Origin of the sequence: Gillisia xinjiangensis, assembly GCF_046298265.1 — a bacterium.
GTDB lineage: Bacteria > Bacteroidota > Bacteroidia > Flavobacteriales > Flavobacteriaceae > Gillisia > Gillisia xinjiangensis.
Genome location: NZ_JBKAHK010000002.1, coordinates 559,664 through 582,345, shown reverse-complemented (window position 1 = coordinate 582,345; position 22,682 = coordinate 559,664). Strand labels below are relative to the sequence as shown.

The following is a 22,682-nucleotide window of genomic DNA, read 5'->3' as shown; positions in this document are numbered from 1 at the left end:
AAAAAGTAAAAAATGAAAATATTATACGCTATCCAGGGAACCGGAAACGGGCATCTAAGCAGGGCCCGGGACATCATACCTGTGCTCATGAACATTGGCAGTGTGGATGTTTTAATAAGCGGTACCCAGGCAGATATCTCTTTACCTTATCCCGTAAAATATCAGAAGAAAGGTCTTGGCTTTGTCTTTGGCAAAAAGGGAGGCGTAGACCTGTGGCAAACCTTCCGTCAGAATAGCATCAGGAAAATCATAAGAGAAGTTAACCAGGTTCCCGTAGAGCTTTATGATATTATAATCAATGATTTCGAACCGGTTTCTGCCTGGGCCTGCTACTTCAAAAGAAAACCTTGTATTGCTCTGAGTCATCAATGCGCTGTATTGTCCAGCAAAGCTCCTTTACCCAGGCACCGGGACAGAATAGGGAAATTCATTCTAAAGTATTATGCTCCTGCCACAGCCAGATATGGCTTTCACTTTGAGAGATTTAATGAGCACACCTATACTCCTGTAATAAGAAAACAGGTTCGGGAACTCTTTGTTTCAAACAAAGGCCATTATACGGTGTATCTACCATCTTATAGTGATAAAAAGATTATCAAGATCCTTTCCCGATTTAATGATGTTAAATGGGAAGTTTTTTCAAAGCATAACAAAAAATTGTATCACTGTAAGAATATTTCAATAAGGCCCATTCACAATGAAGCATTTCTCGAAAGTATGGCTTCAAGCTCAGGCATTCTTTGTGGTGCGGGATTTGAAACCCCTTCAGAAGCGCTTTTTTTGAAAAAAAAGCTTCTGGTAGTTCCTATGGAAAATCAATATGAACAACATTGCAACGCTGCTGCTCTTCAATATTTAGGAGTTAGAGTACTAAAAAACCTAAAGAAAAAACAACTACCGAAAATTGAAAAATGGTTAAAAGAAGATATAGTGATTAGCGTGGATTACCCCGATAATACTCAGGAAATAATTCAAACCCTTTTAAATGATCATTTCATTTCCAACCTCGGTGCTATAAACAGAGGTCTATTGGAACGTGCGGATCCTACAGTAGATTAAATGAAAATAGCAAGAACATTTGCTTCCTTTTTAATCCATTTTTATTTCAGGTATTAATGTCGGTAATATATTCAAAGGAGCCGGAGGAAGCCGGTTCCTTCAAAAAAAAAGATTTTGGTAAGGATTTTAAGTGGGGCGTATCCACAGCAGCTTATCAAATAGAGGGCGGGCACCAGGCAGATGGGAAGAGTTCCTCTATCTGGGATATTTTTACCGGCAAAAGAGGTAAAATTTATCTGGGTCAAAACGGAAACATCGCCTGCGATTTCTACAACAAATACGAGGAGGACCTTAATTTAATGAAAAACCTGAACATTCATAATTTCAGGTTCTCAATATCCTGGTCAAGAGTGATCCCTTCCGGAGTAGGCGTACCAAATCCTGAAGGAATTAACTTTTACAACCGACTCATAGATAAATGCCTTGAGCTTGACATTGAGCCCTGGGTGACGCTTTACCATTGGGACCTACCTTATGCCCTGGAACAAAAGGGAGGTTGGACCAACAGGGAAATCATAGACTGGTTCAAAGAGTATGTAGCTATTTGTGTACAGAATTTTGGAGACAGAGTTAAAAATTGGATGGTTCTTAATGAGCCCCTGGTATTTGCAGGTGCGGGATATTTTTTGGGAATTCACGCCCCCGGGAAAAAAGGAATGAAGAACTTCTTACCGGCTATGCACCATGCCGCTTTATGCCAGGCCGAAGGAGCCAGAATTATAAAACAGCATTTCCCCCTCGCCCAGGTAGGTACTACTTTTTCCTGTTCCCTTATTGAACCATTACGACCCACTGTGAAAGATAACCTGGCAGCGAAGAGGATTGACGCTCTTGTAAACCGAATGTTTATTGAGCCTGCTTTGGGAATGGGATATCCGGTTAAGGACCTTGAATTTCTTAAAAAGCTGGAAAAGTATCAGCTTCCGGGAGATGAGGAATTATTGAAATTCGATTTTGATTTTATTGGAGTACAGAATTACACCCGGGAAATCGTAAGGCATTCCTGGATTGTTCCTTTTGTTAAAGCCAGGAATATTAAAGCTGAAAAGAGAAAGGTGCCTTTAACTGCCATGAATTGGGAAATCTATCCTCAATCAATTTACGAAATGTTGAAAAAGTTTAGTAGCTATAAAGGAGTCGGAAAAATATATGTCACAGAAAATGGTGCTGGGTTTGAAGATACCCTTGAAAATCAGGCAATCCATGACAACAGGAGGATTAACTATCTAAAAGAATACCTTGCTGCAGTACTTAAGGCCAAACAAGAAGGAGTGAATGTTAAAGGCTATTTCGTATGGACCTTTTTAGATAATTTTGAATGGGCAGAGGGGTTTCGCCCGAGATTCGGACTGGTACATGTAGATTTCAATACACAAAAAAGAACCGTAAAAGCTTCGGGTAAATGGTATGGTAATTTTCTCAGATGAAGTTAGATAAAACCATAAAGATCATCAAAATATAAAGGGGTCTGAAGTTTAATAGATCTATACCCACTTCCAGGCTCTCTTCATAAAATTTTCTGTAACATAGAGTTAACCCTTCATTAATTATTTGATAATCTTAATTTTAACTTCATTCGTATGCTTTCCTTTATTTTTGAGAAGCTTAGCTTCAAATGTATTCTCCATTATCAGGTTTTTTGAATTGGGATCTTTAAAATGCTTACGGGAAATGCAGCTTTATTGGCATTTAACTAAGCCTGTTTATAAAACTAACTTAGTATTATGCGCACTATTTTGGAAGACAAAACTATGGTAAATATAGACCCACGAAAAGACCTGCTAAACCAATTAGGTGCAGAAATGTTTAATCTCTGTATAATGCAACTGGAGAAATCTATAGAAGCATATCTTAAACAGGATAAGGATTTAGCAGAAAATGTTATCTATAGGGAGTATCGGGTGCACGCTCTGGTTCTAAATATTGATCATGAGTGTGAACAGTTTCTGACCTTACACAAGCCAGTGGGGGATGATCTAAGATTTGTAATGGCCCTTCGGAAAATTATTTATAATCTAAAATGTATTGGCGACCATGCATTAGGTATTTCCAGGTACACCGCAGAGTCAGATATGCTTCCCGATAAGAAATTGTTGAAAACACTTCTCCTGAATGATATGTTTTCCTATGCTATTTCTATGTTGGAGGATATACACGAAGCCTACCTGGACCAGGGTAGCCAACGGGCACATAAGGTTTTTAAGAAGCAACGGAAACTAAATGAAATTAATTACAATACCATTTCTGTTATATCTATATTACTGAGAAATGAGGTGGATTTAATAGATCAATCCTTACTACTTTTTACCGTTATCAAAAAAATGGAAAGAGTTGGAGACCTTGCAACAAATATCGCACAAGAGATCATTTTTTATAGAGAGGCAGTAGTAAAGCCAAAGGCCAAGTTTTTATTATAATTTAATCAGGTAATATAAATACCGTCTAATAATATTATTAATCTCTTCATTTTTAAAAAATTTTTTTAGTGGAAATCCACGGGATATAAATTTTATTATGTAGATTCTGAAGTTCAGAAAACCTCCGGATAAATATTATATTAAATTTGCCAGACCGTTATATGCTGTTATTATTTTGCGGAATAAAAATGGAAATTAAACTCCCAATTGCTCTTTATAAGACAGAACAGGCCTGCTGCTTTTACAAAGTTTTATCGCTATTCTGCTGAATAATTCTCCCGCTTTGTCAATAAATATTATTTTGATCCCGTAGAGACTCGCTTCTTCAACCAGGATCCAATCAGGGTATTTCCCACAAATTAAAATCTCTGTTTCCGGAGTTATCTCTGGCTGCACATTGACGTTACTTTTCAGAAGATTTTCTTTAAAAGCACTTTCACTTGTAGGAAAGAATTCACCTGAAATAATAATATTTTTTGAATGCAAAAAGTGATTGTCTATTTGAGTGTTTCTGGCTGGAAGTAAAGGGATTTGTTTAATTCCTATTTTATCTAAGGTTTGTAGTGCAATCCAGGTAAATTCCATCGCTTTTCACTTTAATTTTTACAGAAGTAAAATTACATATTAGAAGCGTGAGCCATATTACTTGTACATTATGATACTATAAAATAATTGAACTTTTAAGGGATTTGCTTTAGATCAAAAAGCTTTATTTATCTATGGCGTTCTTTCTCGTAATCAATCTTATGCAATTTTACCTTTAGATTTGCATTAAGGATGTTTTTATTAATGGATCCACTTGAAACAATACCGGGAACATCATCAAAGGAAATATTTTAAGTTTACTTTTTAAGTGGGTTTTTAAAGACAATAAACCAAATAGGTATAAATAGGTTTAAAAAGGCTAATTAATTCAAAAATTGTTCAATTGTGGGCAAGAAAAGATAAACCCTCTGTTTAATTGCCTATGAACAGAGGGTTTAATTAAATTAAAAGTGACCTCGCCAAGAATCGAACTTGGATCTAAAGTTTAGGAAACTTCTATTCTATCCGTTGAACTACGAGGCCTTTTATGGGGTGCAAAAATAAGAATGTTTTGAGAATATTTTCAAATTCTTAGCGAAACTTATATTTTATAAATCATAGAAAGTAACTTATCTTCGAAATGCATTTAAATCATTCTTAATGAAATGAGCATAACGAAAATACAATACCAATACCAATAAAGAAATGCGAATTGCATATGACCGTTAAAAAGCAATAAATATCTACATATGAATCCGATAAAAATAATTTTCTTCATCACAATTTTGTCTTTTACTTATGGCTGTAATACCATTAAAACCCAAATCGATCATCTAATGGAAATCACGGGAACAATTAAAGCCATAGAAATGTCCTCATGGCAATATGGAACGCATACCATAAGCAACGATGAAAACTTTTATGCTTTAAGAAGCGATAGTATTAATTTTAAAGCATACGAAGGAAAAACGGTTAGAATTAAGGCTGAAAAAATAGCCGGATATCCTGTGGATGGCGGCCCGGAATATTTAAAAGTTCTCGAAATAAAGGAGTAAAAAGGAAAATATACTTGCATTATTTCAAATCGCCCTCTTCCTTAATTCAATTTATTCTTGGTTTAATAACAAAACCTCAAAAAGCATTGTTTATATTTAAAACTTTAAATGATTTTCATTCATGAAAAAAATAATTTTCTTCTTAGTTCTATCTGGTATGACATTAAATACAAGTATGTCCCAAAACCGCCCAACCGATCCTTTTGCTCATACTTTTTCAATAGTTGCAAGGGATTCTATAACCGGGGAAATGGCTGTAGGCGTTCAAAGTCATTGGTTTTCTGTTGGGGCATTAGTGCCCTGGGGCAAATCGGGAGTGGGCGTGGTTGCCACGCAATCTTTTGTAAATCCTGCCTATGGTCCCAAAGGCCTGGAATTAATGGAAAAGGGGAAATCCTCCACAGTTGCCTTAAAGGAACTGGTTTCCAAAGATGAGGGCAAAGAATTTCGGCAGGTGGCATTTTTAGATGCTTCCGGAAGGGCTGCGGCTTTTACCGGTGAAAAATGTGTTGAATCTGCTATGCATCACGTAGGGGATAATTTTTCGGTTCAGGCAAATATGATGCTTAATGACGATGTAATTCCTGCGATGAAAAAAGCATTTGCTGAAAATTCAAAACTTCCCCTGGCCGAAAGAGTTGTTGAGGCATTGAAGGCAGCACAGGAGGCAGGTGGGGATATCCGCGGAAAGCAATCGGCTGCGTTAATCGTTGTAGGAGCAAATAAAGTTGAGAATTCCTGGGAGGATAAAAAGATAGATCTCCGCGTAGACGATCATCCAAATCCACTTGTGGAACTGGAACGTTTGCTTAAAGTTGCGCGTGCATACGAATTTATGAATAAGGGCGACCTGGCGATGGAAGCCGGAGATGTGAATGATGCCCTTTTACAATATGGGAAGGCAGAAAATTTATTTCCTGAAAATCTGGAAATGAAATTCTGGAAAGCAGTCGCGCTTGCAAACAGTAAAAGGTTTAATGAGGCAATTCCGGTGTTTAAATCAATCTTTGAAGAGGATGAAAACTGGCGGGAAATGACCATGAGATTACCCGCCTCTGGATTACTTGATGTTACTGAAGAGGAATTAAACCGGATCGTAAAATAACTGTTAAATACTGTTTACATCCGTAAGTTATTTTATATATTAAATCATTAAAATTCATTGTTATGCAATTAAGAATTATAAGTCTTGCAATTATCGCACTGGGAGTTTCCCTTATGGTTTCCTGTAGAGATGAAGAAAAAAATGAGGTTGCTCCTACCCAAACAGAAGTTGAGTCTACCAATTCAAATACTAAAACCACTGCCACTTTAAATCCGGCGCATGGACAACCCAATCACCGTTGTGACATTCCGGTTGGAGCACCACTGGATCAGGCGGCAGGAAATACGAAAGCTCAAAACCCTCCACCTGTTTCAACCGGGGTTTCCCCTGTTTGGAACAGTGATGAGGCACCGGTAAAAAATCCGCCTCATGGGCAACCTGGGCACGATTGTTCTATTCCTGTAGGAGCAGACCTGAAAAAATAGCTTTTCAGCACCGAAGTTTCAGAAAATAAAACAGATCCTTCAGAAATGATTTATTCGATATATTCGGAAGGCTTTCAGGTATCCTGAAGGCTGCGTTTACCTGAAAAAGAAATCCTTTTTCAGAAATTTTCTCTGAATATTCCGACTACACATCTAAAAAATGGCCATCGCTACCGAGACTTTTTATTCAGATTTACCTGTTCAGGATATTCGGTTAAGCGAATTAATCGCTGACAAATCCCGGTTCGTTTCGGTTCCTGAAGACTGGCATATCCTGGCAGCAGATATAAAAAATTCTTCACAAGCGATTCAGGAAGGACGGCATCAGGATGTAAACCTTATAGCCACCGGAAGTGTGATCGCTATTTTAAACCTTGCAGCAAAAGCAAATATTAGTATCCCTTTTTTCTTTGGAGGGGATGGCGCCGTGATCCTGGTTCCTGAAAAACTTCTGGAAAGCGGTATTTCCGCTTTGAAAAAACACCGTGAGAACACCGCTAAAAATTTCGGATTCAATTTAAAAATTGGCCATATTTCTGTGGGTGAAATTTATAAAAATAATATTGAATTAATTATCTCCAAAGCAAAGATAAGCGATGCTTTTAGTATCCCGGTTGTTTTAGGGAATGGGTTACAATATGCTGAAAACCATATAAAACAGGATGAAGACTTCCATTTAAACAAATTTCCGGCAGATCAATTCCCATTGAATCTTGATGGAATGGAATGCAAATGGAAAAAGATTAAACCACCTGAAGAAGGCCAGGAAGTAATAAGTTTAATAGTGAGCGGATGCGGCAATCAGGAACCTTCAAAAATATTTTCCCAGGTATTGAATGCTATTGACGACATTTATGGATCTCCAAAACGCCGGAAACCCATTTCTGTAAAACACCTGGAGCTCAGCCAGGAACCAAGATTGCTAAAATCTGAAATGAAGGTGAAACTTGGAGGGTATAACAGGTTGTATTTCATAAAAAACTGGTTTAAAACCCGGGTTGGCGATATTTATTTGAAACACAGCCAGGCCGGAAAAGAGTATCTTGAAAAACTGGTTGAACTCACCGATACCCTAACCATTGACGGCCGGATAAACACGGTAATCTCCGGCACCCCGGAACAACGGGCAGCATTGATTTCCTTTCTGAACGAACTTGAAAAATCGTTTAAGATCAAATACGGCCTGCACGTTAGCAATGCAAGCGTGATGTCCTGCTATGTCAAGGATATGTCTACAGATGAGCATATCCATTTTGTGGATGGGGCCGATGGAGGATATACAAAAGCGGCTAACAATCTGAAGGAAAAATTCTCCGGAATGTAGCCGCTTATTGTAAAAGGTTACTTTTTTAACTTAGTCTAATCCACCTTTCCTGGTGGCATCCCTTGCCTCTGGCCAGGTCATTTGCTCTCCCGTTCTTCGGCTTACAGGAAGTACCCTTTTCTCCCTTGAAGTTTTTTCAGGATCTTCACTTGCTTTATAAGCCAGGATTGCGGTTAGGATCGCGTTATTTCTTACATCATCAAAAACGATCTTATCATAGGTATCCAGGTTGGTGTGCCAGGTATAACTCCAATAGGACCAGCTTATAGAACTCAGGCTAAAAGCGGGAGCACCTGCAGCCACAAAAGAAGCATAATCTGATCCGCCTCCGGCAGGGGTTCCAGGGAAGTTGGTTTCAATTTCACCCGAGATCTCTTCAGGAACGGCTTCCAGCCATCTTCCTAAATAATCGTACGCATGAAGAAAACCACCTCCGGAAAGATTTACAACTCTCCCGGTACCATTGTCCTGATTAAACAATGCCTGTAAATTCTCAACAATTTCAGGATTGTCCTTTACATAAGCACGGGAACCGTTTAATCCCTGTTCCTCACTTCCCCAATGACCTGCAATGATGGTTCTTTTAGGATTGGGATACATTTTCTTTAAAATACGCATAGCTTCCATCATCACAATGGTTCCGGTTCCGTTATCGGTAGCGCCGGTAGCACCATCCCAGGAATCGAAATGAGCCGAAAGTATAATATATTCTTCGGGCTTTTCGGTCCCTTTAATAGTTGCGATGGTATTAAAGGCCGGAACAGCTCCCAGCTCTTTAGATTCAGCTACAATTCTAAGTTTTGGTTTATTGCCGGATTCAACCAGTCTATACACCATTCCGTAGTCTTCAAGAGAAAGATCTATGGTTGGAATTTTTTTTGTAGAGGCAGAAAATATCTTATTTGCCCCAAATCCACGGGACCAGTTTAAAGTAATAATACCAACTGCACCTGCATTTTCAAGTGCTTGTGGAAGACTTCTTCCATTATATCCGGTATTGCTGATTTTTTCTCTCCAGGCATTGGTTTGTTCCTCCCGGTCTGCTCTCATTTTTTCGAAAGATTTATCTGTAGCAAATTCTTCCCAGTTATAATCTGGTCGCCCTGTCACTTGAGGCATAGAGATCATCACCAGTTTCCCTTTTACCTGAGACATTATTTTTGCAAATGCAGCAGAATCCTGGGCTTCAGGAAGCAATACAACCTCAGCAATCACAGGTTTTTTCGTCCCGGGACTCCAGGCAAGTTGCATTCCACTCAGGCTCCTCACCCTTGGCTCAATAAGATCTATATGAGTGATCCCACGTTTCCAGCCGCGCCATTCACCCCATTGTTCATTTTCGGCAGAGATTCCCCAGCCATCGTACGTACTTACCGCCCAGTCATGAGCCTGCTTCATTTCTGGGGTTCCTACCAAACGTGGTCCGATTACGTCCATTAACTGGTGTCCTAAAGTTTCAAGTTGAGAATTCTCATTGGCTTCTTTAATAATGTTTTCAATAACCTGATCTGCTTCCTGAGCTTGCAGCGGAGCAAATAGCAAGGAGGTGCATGCAGTGACCAACAATAGCGTTTTTTTCATAAAACCGTTTTAAATTATATTTTTAGAATCCCAAATATAACATTCCTATAAAAATGAATTGGGGCTTGGAAAAAGAAATGATAAATGTTATCATTTTGAGCTGGCCAATAAAAAAGCTGCCTTTTACAGCAGCTCTTTCCATAGAAATTAAAAAATATTATCTAAGTACCATTCCTTCCAATGATATGGTATATTCTTTTTTGGTAGAATCGTAGTTTATACTGTATGTAGTAGGATAATAATACCCGGTTCTTTGAAATGCCGCTGGTTGCGAAATATTATATTGTATACTGGACTTTTCCAATAAATAACCAAGGGTAATCATAGGTTCATAAAAAATAAATTCACCATTGTAAGAGCCATATATAAAGGTTTGTGTAAATATACCTTCAGGCTCAAGTTCATCTGCAAACATATTAAGCCAATGTTTGCCCATCATGGGCACAAAACCGGGAGTTGAGAAATAGTTTTCAGGCCACAATTGGCTAGGGGGAAGGATTTCGGCCAAATCGGGATCTGTAATTCCCATTTTTTCTTCCTCAGAGATCATATAAAAATGGATGTCAAAATGAGGAATGTCATAAATCCCTGGTGGCTCATGTCCCTCTGGGTTCCATCCAAGATCAATATGATCAAAAGCTAATCCTTTTGCCTTATTAGGAAGTTGAAAAGTAAATTCTTCAGGATCAGTCGGAAGGTTTTCAAGTGCTCTTTCAGAAAATTTAATTCCAATAGCCCGTGGCTCCCCATCATGGGTCATAGTTACCATAGCTCTTGCAACACCTTTCCCAAATGGTTTTGCCGGTCCATAAAATGTATTCATTTTTTCCGGATGAGCCTTAGAAGGTAAAAAACTAAGGTCTGCCGATTGATTTTCAATAGCTGTCAAAGCCTCCTTTTCACAACTTGAAAATAAAAAAACAATAATCAGGGGAAAAAACTTTAATAAAATTTGGGGCATTGCTAAGAAATTTTTTGATTTTTTCATGATTCATTAATTTTAATTTAACATTGATTTAATTTTTAAAACTATTTTCAAATTCATTCCTAATCCACTTGTACAAAATTTAACTCATAAACTTCTGTTTCGAGTTCATCTTCGCTAGGTAAAATTAACTTCGTAATTGTTAAATATTTATCCTAAAGGTAGATTGACAATGATTCCAGAAACCTCTCCTTGTTTGATTCCCTTTCTTTAATTCCCATTCATACCTGAATACTAAACCGGATTGTCCTGCATGTCTTGTACCTCTCTTTTTGAAAAGGCCACCATATTGACAACAGGACTTGCTTCACTGCACACAGCTTTGGTATTTAGTACTGCCTGCAACCATTCATTAACCCACCGCATTCATCTACCCTAAATTTATCAATCCCCATCCATCTTATCTTAGATGTAGGCTTCTTCCAATAAAGCCGGAAACATCTGTTTCATTCACCTGTGATAAAGCATAAGGTCTTCGCCTTTATTTTAAAATGATTGCACTTCATGCGGTAAATATCCGCGGCAATTTCTGAGACTTTAATCATGGTGTGATGTGTAGTTTTATTTAATTTTTAAAACCTGGTTATAAAAATTAGGGGGCGAATTTTAACCAATTTAGGGAGGACAAATAATTTTTCAATTTCTTAACGACGTAAATACTTAATAGAAACTCATTTGAATTTAAAAATAAAACCTGAAACATAATCTTAAACTACTCTTAATTAACAGCCTGCAAATACATATGGGCTTATACCATTTCCCTAATTTTAAAGTTGAAATTTATATACCTTGCAAATAATGCTTAAAAGAAACCTAATGGACATCAAATTTGTAAGAGAGCAATTCCCAGCGCTTAAAAGCGAATTCATTTTTATGGATAATGCCGGAGGTTCTCAAATCCTGGGTCGCTCTGTAAATTATATAAGTGACTATTTAATAAATTCCAATGTACAGCTTGGCGCTTCTTATAAAATTTCGGCACTGGCGGGAGAACGATTGAATAAGGTAACCGGGCAGGTTGCAAAACTTGTAAATGCAAAGGATCAAAAAGAAATCGTGATAGGGCCAACTTCTACGATGCTGCTGCGCATCCTGAGTCTTTGTGTGAGCGATTCCTGGCTGGAAGGGGATGAAGTGATCGTTACTAATACAGATCACGAGGCAAATGTATCCTGCTGGACAGAGCTTCAGAAAAAGGGAATCAAAATAAAGATCTGGAAAGTAAATCCGGGAAATTTTGAACTTGAACTTCAGGAACTTGAAAAATTGCTTTCCAATCGGACAAAACTTGTTGCGGTTACCCATTGTTCCAACGTTTTGGGCAGCATTAATCCTATAAAAAAGATAGCAAAGGTGGTTCATGATGCCGGAGCGCTTATTTGTGTAGACGGAGTAGCCTATGCGCCACACCGCAAAATAGACGTGCAGGAACTGGATGTGGATTTTTATACGTTTAGCTGGTATAAAACCTACGGACCACATCTTGCCTTGATGTATGGAAAACTTGAATTGTTAACCGGGATGAAAGGTCTTAATCATTACTTTTTCAAGCCCGAAGATATCCCGTATAAATTTCAGCCAGGGAATTATAATTTTGAACTCACCTATGGACTTCGGGCTATTCCTGAATATTTAGGCGAGATCTACGATCATCATTTCGGACATCAAAATACTTCAGAAGAAGAAAAATATAAAGAAAGCTTTAAACTCATAGAAGCTTATGAAGGATTATTGGCTGAACAATTACTGAATTATTTAAATTCAGTAAAAGAGATCAAAATTATAGGTCAAAAAACAGGTTCAGCTTTAAAAAGGGTCCCAACAATCTCTTTTATTCACGAGGATTTTAAAAGTTCGGAAATTATATCCCATACTGATAAAGCCGATATTGGAATTCGGTTTGGAGATTTTTATGCCAAAAAGCTAATTCAGGATCTGGATCTTGAAAAAAAGGACGGTGTGGTGCGCGTGAGTTTGGTGCATTACAACACCGCCGAAGAAGTGGAAAAATTGATACAGGTATTTAAAGAGATTTTTTAAAGTTCAGAATAAATAGTTGAAGAATTTTTGATCTTGCCTCCTTTTTCCAGCATGTTTTTTTTAGCATTTTCAAAATCGGCAGGATTTAAAGCCCGGGTTGCATCTTCAATGATTGTTGAATCAAAACCTTCCTCTAAAGCATCCATCATAGAAAAATACACACAAATTTCGGCTGCAAGGCCGCAAAAGTAAAGCTCATCAACACCTTTTTCTTTTAGATATCCTGCCAAGCCTGTTGTTTTTTCATGGCCATTATCATAAAATGCGCTGTAACTATCTATTTCCGGATTGGTTCCTTTTCTGAAAATAGCTTCGATCCTGGAAGTTTTTAAATTGGGATGTAACTTTGCACCCCAGCTGTTTTGCAAACAATGCACAGGCCATAAAACCTGTTCACTGCCTCTCCACGTTATTTTATCGAATTCCTCTTTTTCGGGATGATTTATCGCAAAACTGGAATGATCCTCCGGATGCCAATCCTGGGTAGCGATTACAAGCTCAAATTTATTCTGAAGTTTATTTATCAAATCCACAATTTTACCACCTTCCGGAACGGCCAAAGCTCCGCCGGGTATAAAATCATTTTGAACATCAATTATCACAAGTGCTCTCATACTTTACCTATTATATTTTTTGAGTAAATTTTCACGCTCTTCTTTCAACCTGGCACTTATGCCCACTTTGTAAATATGCGGATTATAAAAGCGTTTGTATTCTACGGGCAAAGTTTCCAGCCGCTCTTTAGCGAATTGGGAAATTTCCTCCAGACTCCTTGATTTTTCGGTTCGTTTTCCATCTATCATAACTGGTTGCAACAAAGCCTCCAATTTAGCCCCTTCAATTGAAAGTGATTTAAGGGATTCCATTGGATCGTAGATGCGGTCTATTTTAGTTTCACTTCGCATCGTGATGGCATCTGCCCCAAGCAATTGTCCATCCGGATTGCTTAATCTGTACACTTGTTTTTTGTGCGGAATGGTCACTTTTGAAAGACTTTCAGAAATTTTCAACCTTGGTTTCCCGTTTGATTCCGCCAGTTTATAGACACCGTCCAAAGCGCCGTCCGGACTTCCTGTTACCAGGTTGGTTCCTACTCCAAACACATCTATGGGTGCCTGTTGCTCCAGTAAACTTTTAATCACAAATTCATCCAGTTGATTGGAAGCTGCTATTTTCACATATTCAAGACCAGCATTGTCCAGCATTTTTCGGCTTTCTTTAGCCAGATAGGCCAAATCCCCGCTATCCAGGCGAATTCCGGCAAGCTTCGCTCCTTTCTCTTCCATCTCCTTCCCTACCTTGATCGCGTGAGGAAGTCCACTTTTTAAGGTGTCATAGGTATCTACAAGCAGCACGCAATCATGCGGTCGTCCTTTTGCAAATGCACGGAAGGCCGTGAGCTCATCATCATAACTCTGAATAAAGGAATGCGCCATAGTTCCGGATACCGGAATATCAAAATCTTTTCCCGCAACTACATTACTGGTACCGTTAAAACCGCCTATTATGGCTGCTCTGCTCGCATAATACCCACCGGAACCCTGCGCCCTTCTTAGTCCGAAATCCAGTAATTTACGGTCTCCAGCAACAAGACGCATCCGGCTGGCTTTGGTGGCGATAAGGGTTTGAAAGTTAAGTATGTTGAGGAGCATGGTTTCGATAATTTGAGCTTCAATCATCGTAGCTTCAACCTGCAGCACAGGACGGGTTGGAAACACAAGATCTCCTTCTTTTGCTGAATAAATAGTTCCCCTGAACTTGAAATTCCTTAAATATTCTATGAACTCTTCGGAAAACTCCTGTTTTTTCAAAAAGTCGATATCGGCATCACTAAACCTGAGATCTTCCAGAATTTCCAAAAGATTCTCTAATCCGGCGAAAATCGCATAACCATTACGAAAGGGAAGTTTTCTGAAAAAATAATCGAAAACAGCGGTGGTTTCCCGTTGTCCATTTTGAAAATAAACCTGCGCCATCGCAAGTTGATATTGATCTGTATAAGTAGCAGTAATATTTAGCATATCATGAAAGTTTGGTTGCGGTGAGCCTTTATTCTAATTTCCCGAGTTTCTCCTCATAAAACCTGAGATCCTGCTCACTAAACAGAACAAATCTAATCTTTTGCAAATGTTTGAACCTCTCTAATTCCCCTAAAATTGTATTAAAACTGACATCTGTCGCCTTTTGAAAAGGATATCTGAAGGCTCCTGTAGAAATAGAAGGAAATGCTATGGAGGAAATTTTATTTTCTTCAGCAAGCCGCAACGCGTTTTTATAACAATTTGCCAGCAACTCATCTTCAGGTTTATCGCTTCCATACACCGGCCCCAGGCAATGGATCACATATTTATTCGGTAAATTATAAGCTTTGGTGATCACCGCTTCACCAGGATTGATAGGCGCCAAGGGCTTACATTCCTCATAAAGTTCTGGCCCTGCCGCCCGGTGAATTGCACCTGCCACCCCACCGCCAATAGCAAGTTCAGCATTGGCTGCATTTACTACGGCCTCAACATCCGGCTGATTGGTAATATCTCCCAGAACCGCTTCAAACTCAATATTCTTATAGGTAATTGGCATATCAAAACATTTAGATATTAAGATACAATTTATCTGTAAATAAAGATGGACCTGTGAACCGGCAGGTATGTTAAAATCAAGAAAACCCATCATTTACCGGTTAACCAATATTAAGGCTTGACCCCAGGCCTAACATATCCTGGAGATCTGTTAGGCCTAAGTGAAACAGTAAAGACTCACTGTACAAAAGCAGCCAAAATTGATCTAAGTCCAATGCCCAAATAATTTTAGCCACAGCTGCGCAAAGTCTCATGACTTTGAGATACTCTCACGTCTTTAATTTTTTTCACTTACCCAACGTCTCCCGACGTTAAAACGAATTGTGATAAGTCCGGAAACTCGCAAACAGTTCTAACCAGATTGCAACAGCAAGTCAGGAGACTTTCGGAAGATTTTGGTGCTATCAGGATTATTGCAAAAGGCGCGAAGTCGGGAGACTTCCCGCAACAGGTGCTTCTGGAATAGAAAGAATTGTGGATCATTCTTAAAAGTTATACTAACATTTAAAGCAGTTGGCTACTCTTTATTCAAAAAATCCCTGAAATTTTCTCTATTAATAATTTTTACTTTCGCATCATAAGCTTGTAAAAAAGTCTTAGGCACCTTTATTTTATTTTTTGGATTCCATTTTATTTCAAAACCTTTCACCCAACCCTCCTCTTCCTCAACATAATCAATTTCTTGCTGCTGTACAGTTCTCCAAAAATACCCTTTTGCCAGGGAGCTGTTGTAAGCCCTAAATTTTAAACGTTCAGCTATTAGAAAGTTTTCCCAAAGATTACCTTTGTCTTGTCTATCATCCATAGGGCTTAAATCGCCTATTATCATGTTTCTAACCCCAGTATCGTAAAAAAATATTTTTTGATTGGTTTTTATTTCATTCCGTAAATTCTTGCTGAAACTTGGGAGTTTGAAGATTACGTAAGCCTGGCAAAGAAGGTCAATATAAGTAGCTACAGTTTTTTTATCAATTCCTAACAATTGAGCTAATTCATTATAACTTACCTCACTGCCGATTTGAAAGGCAAGAGCCCTTAATAATTTTTCCAAAACCTCTGGCTTACGGATTCCTCCATAACTCAGTATATCCTTGTATAAATAGCTGTCGGTTAATTGTTTGAGAATTTCTTTTTCTTCACTAAAATTATTGATTACATCCGGGTACATTCCGTAAACTATCCTCAATTCTAATTGTTGCTCGGCTTTAAGATATCCCACATTTGATTCGAATTCTCCCCAGGAAATAGGGTACAGCTGATACTCCCATTTTCTGCCTGTAAGAGGTTCCTGAGTTTGATTGTTTAAGTCGAACGCAGATGAGCCACTAACCAACAGTTGAACTGATTTTAATTGATCTGTAATCAATTTGAGGCTAAGCCCAATATTTTCTATACGCTGGGCTTCGTCTATAAAGACAATAGTATATGTCCCAATTATATTCTTGAGTTGTTCTAAGTTGGGGTTTGAAAGAAGTTTTCGAACTGTTGGATCATCACCGTTTAAAAAAAGATATTCTTTTCCTTCCAATAATTTATTGAAAAGGGTAGTTTTACCTGCCTGTCTGGGACCAATTAAAAGGATCGCTTTGCCTGTTCCAAAACGATTTTCAATTTTCTTTTCTAATGCTCTTTTTATCATATTCAGGGATTGTATTCCCCAAATATAATGTTTTTTGGGGATTGTATTCCCCAAATATAAGTTTTAAAAAAATTATATTTTTCTAAAACTTATACAACCTTATTTGAATTTGTAATTTAAAGGAAAAATCACAAAAAAAATTTGAATATCCGTTTATCGTCCACTGGCTGTAATGCTTGCTACTACTAACCTCTCAAATAATTTGTCCCCAAAACACCTCCTGTTAAGCTTGTATACAAACTCATTGAGGTATAATTGCAAAGTGAGTTGAAGATTGATTTTGATAAAAGTAAAGAATGTTCCACTATAGTTGCACCCTTCAGCTTACAATATAAAACAAGAAAGCCTGACATCTATGTCAGGCTTTTTGCTCCCCCTCTTGGGCTCGAACCAACCCCGATAGCTATCGGGGCTCTGATTAATAGTCACTCAAATTTAGATTTTAACTTTTCCTTGATCTCAACATATTGCTTGAGATTCCTTATATAAATTTTACTCTTCATTGATTTAATATGTTTTTCAATTGATAATGCTTGAGATTTGCTTTCACAGGTTATAGTATCAAACAACACCCAATCATGTGCTTTCGCAGTAAACTTGCGAGCCTCCGGGGAATCGTGAAATTCCATTCTTTTATCAAAATCAGATGTCGAACCAGTATAAAACCGATCGAGCTTTTTAGAATATAAAATATATACGCAATACATCTTCCTAAAATATCTAAAAAACAAGAAAGCCTGACATTTCTGTCAGGCTTTTTGCTCCCCCTCTTGGGCTCGAACCAACCCCGATAGCTATCGGGGCTCTGATTAATAGTCACTCAAATTTAGATTTTAACTTTTCCTTGATCTCAACATATTGCTTGAGATTCCTTATATAAATTTTACTCTTCATTGATTTAATATGTTTTTCAATTGATAATGCTTGAGATTTGCTTTCACAGGTTATAGTATCAAACAACACCCAATCATGTGCTTTCGCAGTAAACTTGCGAGCCTCCGGGGAATCGTGAAATTCCATTCTTTTATCAAAATCAGATGTCGAACCAGTATAAAACCGATCGAGCTTTTTAGAATATAAAATATATACGCAATACATCTTCCTAAAATATCTAAAAAACAAGAAAGCCTGACATTTCTGTCAGGCTTTTTGCTCCCCCTCTTGGGCTCGAACCAAGGACCCTCTGATTAACAGTCAGATGCTCTAACCAGCTGAGCTAAGGAGGAATCTCGCATTTCTCTTTTGCGGTTGCAAATATATGTCATTTTTTAAATGACTTCAAAACAAAAGCAGACTTTTTTTGAGGAAATTTTATATTAAAAATCAGACTCCAAACTATTTTTTTCTATCACTCGAATAACCAGCGATATATGTCATTCCCGTTTGCAAATAAAACCAGGGCAATCAGGATAAAAAACCCAACCATTTGGGCATATTCCATGAATTTCTCGTTGGGTGCTTTTCCGGAGATGATCTCATACATCAAAAATACCACGTGCCCCCCATCTAAAGCAGGAATTGGCAAAATGTTCATAAAGGCCAGAATGATAGAAATAAAGGCAGTTGCCATCCAGAATCCCTGCCAATCCCAGGCATCGGGAAATATACTTCCTATAGCTCCAAATCCGCCAACCTGGGTTGCTCCTTTGGCCGTAAATACATATTTGAATTGGGCTACATAGTCATGCAGGGTCCAGTATCCAAATTTAAATCCTTCTGTAATACTCTCGGCAAAACCATATTGTCGGGATTGAACGTTGAAGTCCCTTTTGGAGGTGACTCCTATCAAGCCTTCTTCATCCGGAGTTACCTTAAGACTTTTAATTTCAGCGCCCCTTTTAAACACCACTTCTACCTCTTTGTTTTTAGCATCCTGAGATAAAGGTGAAAGTTCATGCCAATATCCTATTTCCTGATTGTTAAAAGAAATAATACTATCACCTTTCTGCAATCCTGCTATTCCGGCAGTTTTATCCAAAAGAACACTATCCAGCACAGCATTTTGTATAGGAATGAACGGCTGCATTACCCCTTCCTCAAACATTTTGGAACCTATTTCTGCCGGTACAGAAACCGTTTCTTCTGTTCCGTCCTGGTGTAAAACCGTGATAGTCTTAACATCCCGCATAAACAGGTGGCGGTTAATATCCAGACTATTTTCAAACTCAAGCCCATTAACTTCCAGGATCCTGTCTCCATCCTGAAATCCAAATTCCTTGAATTCTTCTGCTACTACAAATCCGCGAGGCATGTCTTCCGGGGTCACAAAACTGCTTCCCCAAACAAACAATACCATCATATAAATAACAAATCCCAGCACAAGATTCACGGTAACCCCGCCAAGCATAATTATCAATCGCTGCCATGCCGGTTTGCTCCGAAATTCCCAGGGTTCCGGTGGTTTTGCCATTTGCTCCCTGTCCATGCTCTCATCGATCATCCCTGAAATTTTTACGTAACCTCCCAGGGGCAACCATCCAATTCCATATTCGGTTCCACCAATTTTCTTCTTAAAAAGGGCGAATTTTACATCAAAAAATAAATAGAATTTTTCAACCCGGGTTTTGAATAATTTGGCCGGTATAAAATGTCCTAATTCGTGTAAAACAATCAGCAGGGACAAACTGAGTAATAATTGTATAGCTTTTATTAAAAATGGATCCATTCTCTAATCTTCAAATTTTAAATCGCACAAAAGTAACCTTTTAAATACTCCTAAAAAAGCATAAATCAAATCGGCTGTGGATGTAATTTTAATACTCCGTGCGCTACTAATTGATTATTAGACCGTAATTTTGCTAAAAGTTTTAAAAAATGCTTCAGTTTTTTTCAAAATTCAAAACCTTGGGAATTGTACTCCTGGTTCTTTCAGTGATCATTATTTATGCTATTTATACCCTTTTAACTCCGGAAAAAAGGCTTCCCGTCTATCAGCCGGATATGGTAAATACAGAATTGGTGGATACCACCGTGCAATTCGTAAGAAAGTATCACAAAATAGCCGATTTTGAACTCTACAATCAAAATGGGGATACCATTACCAAAGCCTTTTACAAAGACAAAATCTACATAGCCGATTTCTTCTTTACTACCTGTTTAACTATTTGTCCGATTATGACAGACCATATGGTTAAAATTCAGGAAGAAATAAAAGAAGACCCAGAAGTGTTATTGCTTTCCCATACCGTTTTTCCAGTTGCAGACAGCGTTCCTGTCCTAAAAGAATATGCCTTGGATAAAGGCGTAATAGATTCCAAATGGAACCTGGTTACCGGGGATAAAAAACACATTTATGAGCTTGCCCGAAAATCCTATCTCGCCTCCAAGTCTGATGGTGATGGAGGCCCTTATGATATGATCCATACCGAAAATTTTGTGCTGGTTGATAAAAACAGCCAGATACGTGGTTTCTACGATGGCACCAATCCGGAGGCAATTGATGATTTGCTGAAAGATCTTAAAATTTTAAAAGCTGAATACAAAGAATAGCAGATTTTTCCTGTAAACTTTTGCAGCCGATAATTTTAGGCTACTTTTGCCTTGTTTAAAATCAATCTAAATAATGAAGCTTACTATCGCTCATTTAAAACGTGGCCAGAAAGGTATTATCAAAGATTTTTCTGTTGATAATGTTCCGCTTAAGCTGTTGGAAATGGGCTGTCTTCCGGGAAATGAAGTAGAATTGGTACAAACCGCGCCTTTTCGGGATCCTATGTATTTAAATATAAACGGAAGTCATTTAGCAATTCGAAAGGAAACAGCACTGCTTATTGAAATAGAATTGATATAATATGGGGAAACAAATTAATGTTGCGTTAATTGGAAACCCAAACACCGGTAAAACCTCGGTTTTTAACCAGCTTACGGGACTTAACCAACAGGTAGGAAATTATCCGGGGATTACGGTAGAAAAAAAAGAAGGAATCTGCAAATTACCCCGCGGCCTGAAAGCTCATATCCTGGATCTCCCCGGTACTTATAGCCTGAACGCTTCCTCCCTGGATGAAAACGTGGTGATTGAACTATTGCTCAATAAAAACGATAAGGACTTTCCCGATGTTGCCATTGTGATAAGCGATGTGGAAAACCTTAAACGAAACCTGTTGCTTTTTACCCAAATAAAAGACCTGGAGATCCCAACCATCCTTGTTATAAATATGGCGGACAGGATGAAACGCAAAGGGATCGAACTCGATATCGCCCTTCTGGAAGAACGACTGAATACAAAAGTTGCTTTGGTAAGCTCCCGAAAAGGAACTGGAATCGAAGAGCTAAAGGAGATGATCATTAATTACAGGCAGATTTCCACCGAGCCCTGTTTGCATGCATCTATAATAGACCCTGAATATTTTGAAAGATTGCGAAAAGCTTTTCCAAATCAATCTTTATACAAACTATGGTTGGTAATTACCCAGGATGTAAATTTCGGGAATGTTAACCGGCATTCCTTAAATTCCGATCCCGATTTTAAGACAAAAAATTCCAGCGACCTGAAAAGGCTTCAGCAAAAAGAAACAATTCTGCGATATCAGTTCATCAATGGGTTGCTTAAACAAGCTATGACCGTAGACCTTAGTTCAGCCTCCGATCTTCGTATAAAACTGGACAGGATCACAACGCATAAAGTTTGGGGATATCTTATTTTCTTCGGAATTATGCTCCTGATCTTTCAGGCGATTTACGACTGGTCCACTTACCCGATGGATTTTATTGATGTAAGCTTTGCATCCCTTAGCGAATGGGTAAAAACCGCACTTCCTACAGGTCCTTTTACCAGCCTGATTTCAGAAGGAATTATACCAGGTCTTGGAGGAATTGTAATTTTTATTCCTCAAATCGCTTTCCTGTTCCTGTTTATTTCTATCCTTGAAGAAAGCGGTTACATGAGTCGCGTGGTATTTTTGATGGACCGGATCATGAGAAGGTTTGGACTTAGCGGCAAAAGCGTTGTTCCCCTGGTGTCCGGAACTGCCTGCGCTATTCCCGCGGTAATGGCAACGCGAAATATTGAAAACTGGAAGGAACGACTTATCACCATTTTAGTGATCCCTTTTACCACCTGCGCTGCAAGGTTGCCTGTATATCTTATAATAATTGCATTGGTTATTCCTGACGAAACCTATTACGGCCTTAATTTGCAGGGATTAACCCTAATGTTGCTGTATTTGATAGGCTTTGGAACGGCAATTTTTTCTGCGTGGCTGTTAAATCAGGTTTTAAAAATAAAATCCAAAAGCTATTTTGTGATAGAAATGCCCAACTATAAGCTACCACTTTTTAAAAATGTAGCAATTAATGTTGTTGAAAAAACAAAATCCTTCGTTTTTGGAGCAGGAAAAATAATCCTGGCAATCTCTATTATACTATGGGTTTTGGCCAGTTATGGCCCGGGCGATGATTTTGACAATGCTGAAGAGATTGTTAGCAACCAAACCGAAAATATTTCAGAAGAAGAACTGGAGGAAGAGATTGCCTCCTACAAACTAAAACATTCCTATATCGGAATTACCGGTAGAGCGATTGAACCTGTATTCACACCCCTTGGATATGACTGGAAAATAGGGATCGCAATCCTGAGTTCTTTTGCCGCCCGCGAAGTTTTTGTAGGCACCCTGGCAACTATTTACAGTGTGGGAAGTGATGAGGAAGAAACCATCAAAAACCGAATGGCAGCTGAAACAAACCCCATACTTGGCGGACCCCTGTTCACCTTTGCCAGCGGAATTAGTTTACTGCTTTTCTATGCTTTTGCGATGCAATGCATGAGTACCCTGGCAATTGTGAAAAAGGAAACAAATACATGGAAATGGCCCGTTTTACAATTGGTAATTATGAGCCTTTTTGCCTATCTTGTAGCTTTAATTGCGTTCCAATTATTAAAATAATGTGTAGCGTAATTTAAAATTTTGACTTAAGAAATTATGGAAGTACTTCAGGAAACATTGGTC

General features: G+C 38.3%; 22 protein-coding genes, 2 tRNA genes and 1 pseudogene. 11 read left to right on the top strand and 14 right to left on the bottom strand.

Annotated features, from left to right (window positions below; all coding sequences use genetic code 11):
* Positions 1-12: 12 nt before the first annotated feature.
* From ACKGJN_RS03735 to ACKGJN_RS03725, 3 genes are all read left to right on the top strand, one after another.
* Complete coding sequence (locus tag ACKGJN_RS03735; protein ID WP_409538085.1) at positions 13-1,059, top strand: glycosyltransferase family protein; 1,047 nt, start codon at positions 13-15, stop codon at positions 1,057-1,059.
* Positions 1,060-1,115: 56 nt separating this feature from the next.
* Positions 1,116-2,486 carry a GH1 family beta-glucosidase gene (locus ACKGJN_RS03730; RefSeq protein WP_409538084.1) on the top strand — a complete coding sequence of 457 codons (1,371 nt, stop codon included), beginning with the start codon at positions 1,116-1,118 and terminating at the stop codon, positions 2,484-2,486.
* 297 nt (positions 2,487-2,783) lie between these two features.
* Positions 2,784-3,476: a phosphate signaling complex PhoU family protein gene (locus ACKGJN_RS03725; protein ID WP_409538083.1), complete on the top strand. Its 693-nt coding sequence runs from the start codon at positions 2,784-2,786 to the stop codon at positions 3,474-3,476.
* Between the two features lie 195 nt (positions 3,477-3,671).
* On the opposite strand, the gene ACKGJN_RS03720 is transcribed toward ACKGJN_RS03725, so the two are convergent.
* Together ACKGJN_RS03720 and ACKGJN_RS03715 are read right to left on the bottom strand one after the other, a co-directional pair.
* Positions 3,672-4,061: a hypothetical protein gene (locus tag ACKGJN_RS03720; protein ID WP_409538082.1), complete on the bottom strand. Its 390-nt coding sequence runs from the start codon at positions 4,059-4,061 to the stop codon at positions 3,672-3,674.
* Between the two features lie 411 nt (positions 4,062-4,472).
* Positions 4,473-4,544, bottom strand: a tRNA-Arg gene (locus ACKGJN_RS03715).
* A 206-nt stretch (positions 4,545-4,750) separates the two neighbouring features.
* Between ACKGJN_RS03715 and ACKGJN_RS03710 the strand changes: the two genes are divergently transcribed.
* From ACKGJN_RS03710 to ACKGJN_RS03695, 4 genes are all read left to right on the top strand, one after another.
* A complete protein-coding gene (locus ACKGJN_RS03710; RefSeq protein ID WP_409538081.1) occupies positions 4,751-5,056 on the top strand; it encodes a hypothetical protein in 306 nt (101 codons plus the stop codon).
* A 175-nt stretch (positions 5,057-5,231) separates the two neighbouring features.
* Positions 5,232-6,161 (top strand): DUF1028 domain-containing protein, encoded by a 930-nt coding sequence (locus ACKGJN_RS03705; RefSeq protein ID WP_409538080.1) that lies wholly within the window; start codon positions 5,232-5,234, stop codon positions 6,159-6,161.
* Between the two features lie 62 nt (positions 6,162-6,223).
* The gene (locus ACKGJN_RS03700; protein ID WP_409538079.1) at positions 6,224-6,586 is read left to right on the top strand and encodes a hypothetical protein; all 363 of its coding nucleotides are present in this window, start codon (positions 6,224-6,226) and stop codon (positions 6,584-6,586) included.
* Positions 6,587-6,746: 160 nt separating this feature from the next.
* The gene (locus ACKGJN_RS03695; RefSeq protein WP_409538078.1) at positions 6,747-7,910 is read left to right on the top strand and encodes a DUF3095 family protein; all 1,164 of its coding nucleotides are present in this window, start codon (positions 6,747-6,749) and stop codon (positions 7,908-7,910) included.
* Between the two features lie 30 nt (positions 7,911-7,940).
* On the opposite strand, the gene ACKGJN_RS03690 is transcribed toward ACKGJN_RS03695, so the two are convergent.
* The 3 genes from ACKGJN_RS03690 to ACKGJN_RS03680 all read right to left on the bottom strand — a co-directional run bounded on the left by ACKGJN_RS03690 (position 7,941) and on the right by ACKGJN_RS03680 (position 10,842).
* Complete coding sequence (locus ACKGJN_RS03690; protein ID WP_409538077.1) at positions 7,941-9,491, bottom strand: M20/M25/M40 family metallo-hydrolase; 1,551 nt, start codon at positions 9,489-9,491, stop codon at positions 7,941-7,943.
* A gap of 157 nt (positions 9,492-9,648) precedes the next feature.
* Positions 9,649-10,479 carry a DUF5602 domain-containing protein gene (locus ACKGJN_RS03685; protein WP_409538076.1) on the bottom strand — a complete coding sequence of 277 codons (831 nt, stop codon included), beginning with the start codon at positions 10,477-10,479 and terminating at the stop codon, positions 9,649-9,651.
* 231 nt (positions 10,480-10,710) lie between these two features.
* Positions 10,711-10,842: a hypothetical protein gene (locus ACKGJN_RS03680; RefSeq protein ID WP_409538075.1), complete on the bottom strand. Its 132-nt coding sequence runs from the start codon at positions 10,840-10,842 to the stop codon at positions 10,711-10,713.
* A gap of 450 nt (positions 10,843-11,292) precedes the next feature.
* On the opposite strand from ACKGJN_RS03680, the gene ACKGJN_RS03675 reads away from it, so the two are divergent.
* Positions 11,293-12,516 (top strand): cysteine desulfurase-like protein, encoded by a 1,224-nt coding sequence (locus ACKGJN_RS03675; RefSeq protein WP_409538074.1) that lies wholly within the window; start codon positions 11,293-11,295, stop codon positions 12,514-12,516.
* Here ACKGJN_RS03675 and pncA read toward each other — a convergent pair.
* From pncA to rseP, 9 genes and pseudogenes are all read right to left on the bottom strand, one after another.
* Positions 12,513-13,130: a bifunctional nicotinamidase/pyrazinamidase gene (gene pncA, locus ACKGJN_RS03670; protein ID WP_409538073.1), complete on the bottom strand. Its 618-nt coding sequence runs from the start codon at positions 13,128-13,130 to the stop codon at positions 12,513-12,515. The genes ACKGJN_RS03675 and pncA overlap by 4 nt on opposite strands.
* A 3-nt stretch (positions 13,131-13,133) precedes the next feature.
* A complete protein-coding gene (locus ACKGJN_RS03665) occupies positions 13,134-14,537 on the bottom strand; it encodes a nicotinate phosphoribosyltransferase (protein ID WP_409538072.1) in 1,404 nt (467 codons plus the stop codon).
* 28 nt (positions 14,538-14,565) lie between these two features.
* Positions 14,566-15,096: a macro domain-containing protein gene (locus tag ACKGJN_RS03660; RefSeq protein WP_409538071.1), complete on the bottom strand. Its 531-nt coding sequence runs from the start codon at positions 15,094-15,096 to the stop codon at positions 14,566-14,568.
* 516 nt (positions 15,097-15,612) lie between these two features.
* Complete coding sequence (locus tag ACKGJN_RS03655) at positions 15,613-16,734, bottom strand: ATP-binding protein (protein WP_409538070.1); 1,122 nt, start codon at positions 16,732-16,734, stop codon at positions 15,613-15,615.
* Between the two features lie 153 nt (positions 16,735-16,887).
* Positions 16,888-16,995, bottom strand: a pseudogene (locus tag ACKGJN_RS03650) (IS1595 family transposase); the annotation flags it as partial.
* 164 nt (positions 16,996-17,159) lie between these two features.
* A complete protein-coding gene (locus tag ACKGJN_RS03645) occupies positions 17,160-17,441 on the bottom strand; it encodes a GIY-YIG nuclease family protein (protein WP_409538069.1) in 282 nt (93 codons plus the stop codon).
* Positions 17,442-17,550: 109 nt separating this feature from the next.
* Positions 17,551-17,832 carry a GIY-YIG nuclease family protein gene (locus ACKGJN_RS03640; RefSeq protein WP_409538069.1) on the bottom strand — a complete coding sequence of 94 codons (282 nt, stop codon included), beginning with the start codon at positions 17,830-17,832 and terminating at the stop codon, positions 17,551-17,553.
* 54 nt (positions 17,833-17,886) lie between these two features.
* A tRNA-Asn gene (locus tag ACKGJN_RS03635) sits at positions 17,887-17,960 on the bottom strand.
* Between the two features lie 122 nt (positions 17,961-18,082).
* Entirely contained in the window at positions 18,083-19,399 is a 1,317-nt protein-coding gene (rseP, locus tag ACKGJN_RS03630; RefSeq protein ID WP_409538068.1) for an RIP metalloprotease RseP, read from the bottom strand.
* A gap of 149 nt (positions 19,400-19,548) precedes the next feature.
* Here rseP and ACKGJN_RS03625 point away from each other — a divergent pair, with 149 nt between their 5' ends.
* The 3 genes from ACKGJN_RS03625 (at position 19,549) to feoB (ending at position 22,619) form a co-directional block, all read left to right on the top strand.
* Positions 19,549-20,223 carry an SCO family protein gene (locus tag ACKGJN_RS03625; protein ID WP_409538067.1) on the top strand — a complete coding sequence of 225 codons (675 nt, stop codon included), beginning with the start codon at positions 19,549-19,551 and terminating at the stop codon, positions 20,221-20,223.
* A 73-nt stretch (positions 20,224-20,296) separates the two neighbouring features.
* Positions 20,297-20,524 carry a FeoA family protein gene (locus ACKGJN_RS03620; protein ID WP_409538066.1) on the top strand — a complete coding sequence of 76 codons (228 nt, stop codon included), beginning with the start codon at positions 20,297-20,299 and terminating at the stop codon, positions 20,522-20,524.
* A 1-nt stretch (position 20,525) separates the two neighbouring features.
* Positions 20,526-22,619, top strand: a complete 2,094-nt coding sequence (gene feoB / locus ACKGJN_RS03615) for a ferrous iron transport protein B (protein WP_409538065.1) — start codon at positions 20,526-20,528, stop codon at positions 22,617-22,619.
* Positions 22,620-22,682: the final 63 nt, after the last annotated feature.

Excerpts from the sequence above, each read along its gene's own strand:
- ACKGJN_RS03735 (WP_409538085.1), top strand. The coding sequence starts at position 13 with ATGAAAATATTATACGCTATCCAGGGAACCGGAAACGGGCATCTAAGC.
- ACKGJN_RS03730 (WP_409538084.1), top strand. The coding sequence starts at position 1,116 with ATGTCGGTAATATATTCAAAGGAGCCGGAGGAAGCCGGTTCCTTCAAA.
- ACKGJN_RS03725 (WP_409538083.1), top strand. The coding sequence starts at position 2,784 with ATGCGCACTATTTTGGAAGACAAAACTATGGTAAATATAGACCCACGA.
- ACKGJN_RS03720 (WP_409538082.1), bottom strand. The coding sequence starts at position 4,061 with ATGGAATTTACCTGGATTGCACTACAAACCTTAGATAAAATAGGAATT.
- ACKGJN_RS03710 (WP_409538081.1), top strand. The coding sequence starts at position 4,751 with ATGAATCCGATAAAAATAATTTTCTTCATCACAATTTTGTCTTTTACT.
- ACKGJN_RS03705 (WP_409538080.1), top strand. The coding sequence starts at position 5,232 with ATGTCCCAAAACCGCCCAACCGATCCTTTTGCTCATACTTTTTCAATA.
- ACKGJN_RS03700 (WP_409538079.1), top strand. The coding sequence starts at position 6,224 with ATGCAATTAAGAATTATAAGTCTTGCAATTATCGCACTGGGAGTTTCC.
- ACKGJN_RS03695 (WP_409538078.1), top strand. The coding sequence starts at position 6,747 with ATGGCCATCGCTACCGAGACTTTTTATTCAGATTTACCTGTTCAGGAT.
- ACKGJN_RS03690 (WP_409538077.1), bottom strand. The coding sequence starts at position 9,491 with ATGAAAAAAACGCTATTGTTGGTCACTGCATGCACCTCCTTGCTATTT.
- ACKGJN_RS03685 (WP_409538076.1), bottom strand. The coding sequence starts at position 10,479 with ATGAAAAAATCAAAAAATTTCTTAGCAATGCCCCAAATTTTATTAAAG.
- ACKGJN_RS03680 (WP_409538075.1), bottom strand. The coding sequence starts at position 10,842 with ATGCGGTGGGTTAATGAATGGTTGCAGGCAGTACTAAATACCAAAGCT.
- ACKGJN_RS03675 (WP_409538074.1), top strand. The coding sequence starts at position 11,293 with ATGGACATCAAATTTGTAAGAGAGCAATTCCCAGCGCTTAAAAGCGAA.
- pncA (WP_409538073.1), bottom strand. The coding sequence starts at position 13,130 with ATGAGAGCACTTGTGATAATTGATGTTCAAAATGATTTTATACCCGGC.
- ACKGJN_RS03665 (WP_409538072.1), bottom strand. The coding sequence starts at position 14,537 with ATGCTAAATATTACTGCTACTTATACAGATCAATATCAACTTGCGATG.
- ACKGJN_RS03660 (WP_409538071.1), bottom strand. The coding sequence starts at position 15,096 with ATGCCAATTACCTATAAGAATATTGAGTTTGAAGCGGTTCTGGGAGAT.
- ACKGJN_RS03655 (WP_409538070.1), bottom strand. The coding sequence starts at position 16,734 with ATGATAAAAAGAGCATTAGAAAAGAAAATTGAAAATCGTTTTGGAACA.
- ACKGJN_RS03645 (WP_409538069.1), bottom strand. The coding sequence starts at position 17,441 with ATGTATTGCGTATATATTTTATATTCTAAAAAGCTCGATCGGTTTTAT.
- ACKGJN_RS03640 (WP_409538069.1), bottom strand. The coding sequence starts at position 17,832 with ATGTATTGCGTATATATTTTATATTCTAAAAAGCTCGATCGGTTTTAT.
- rseP (WP_409538068.1), bottom strand. The coding sequence starts at position 19,399 with ATGGATCCATTTTTAATAAAAGCTATACAATTATTACTCAGTTTGTCC.
- ACKGJN_RS03625 (WP_409538067.1), top strand. The coding sequence starts at position 19,549 with ATGCTTCAGTTTTTTTCAAAATTCAAAACCTTGGGAATTGTACTCCTG.
- ACKGJN_RS03620 (WP_409538066.1), top strand. The coding sequence starts at position 20,297 with ATGAAGCTTACTATCGCTCATTTAAAACGTGGCCAGAAAGGTATTATC.
- feoB (WP_409538065.1), top strand. The coding sequence starts at position 20,526 with ATGGGGAAACAAATTAATGTTGCGTTAATTGGAAACCCAAACACCGGT.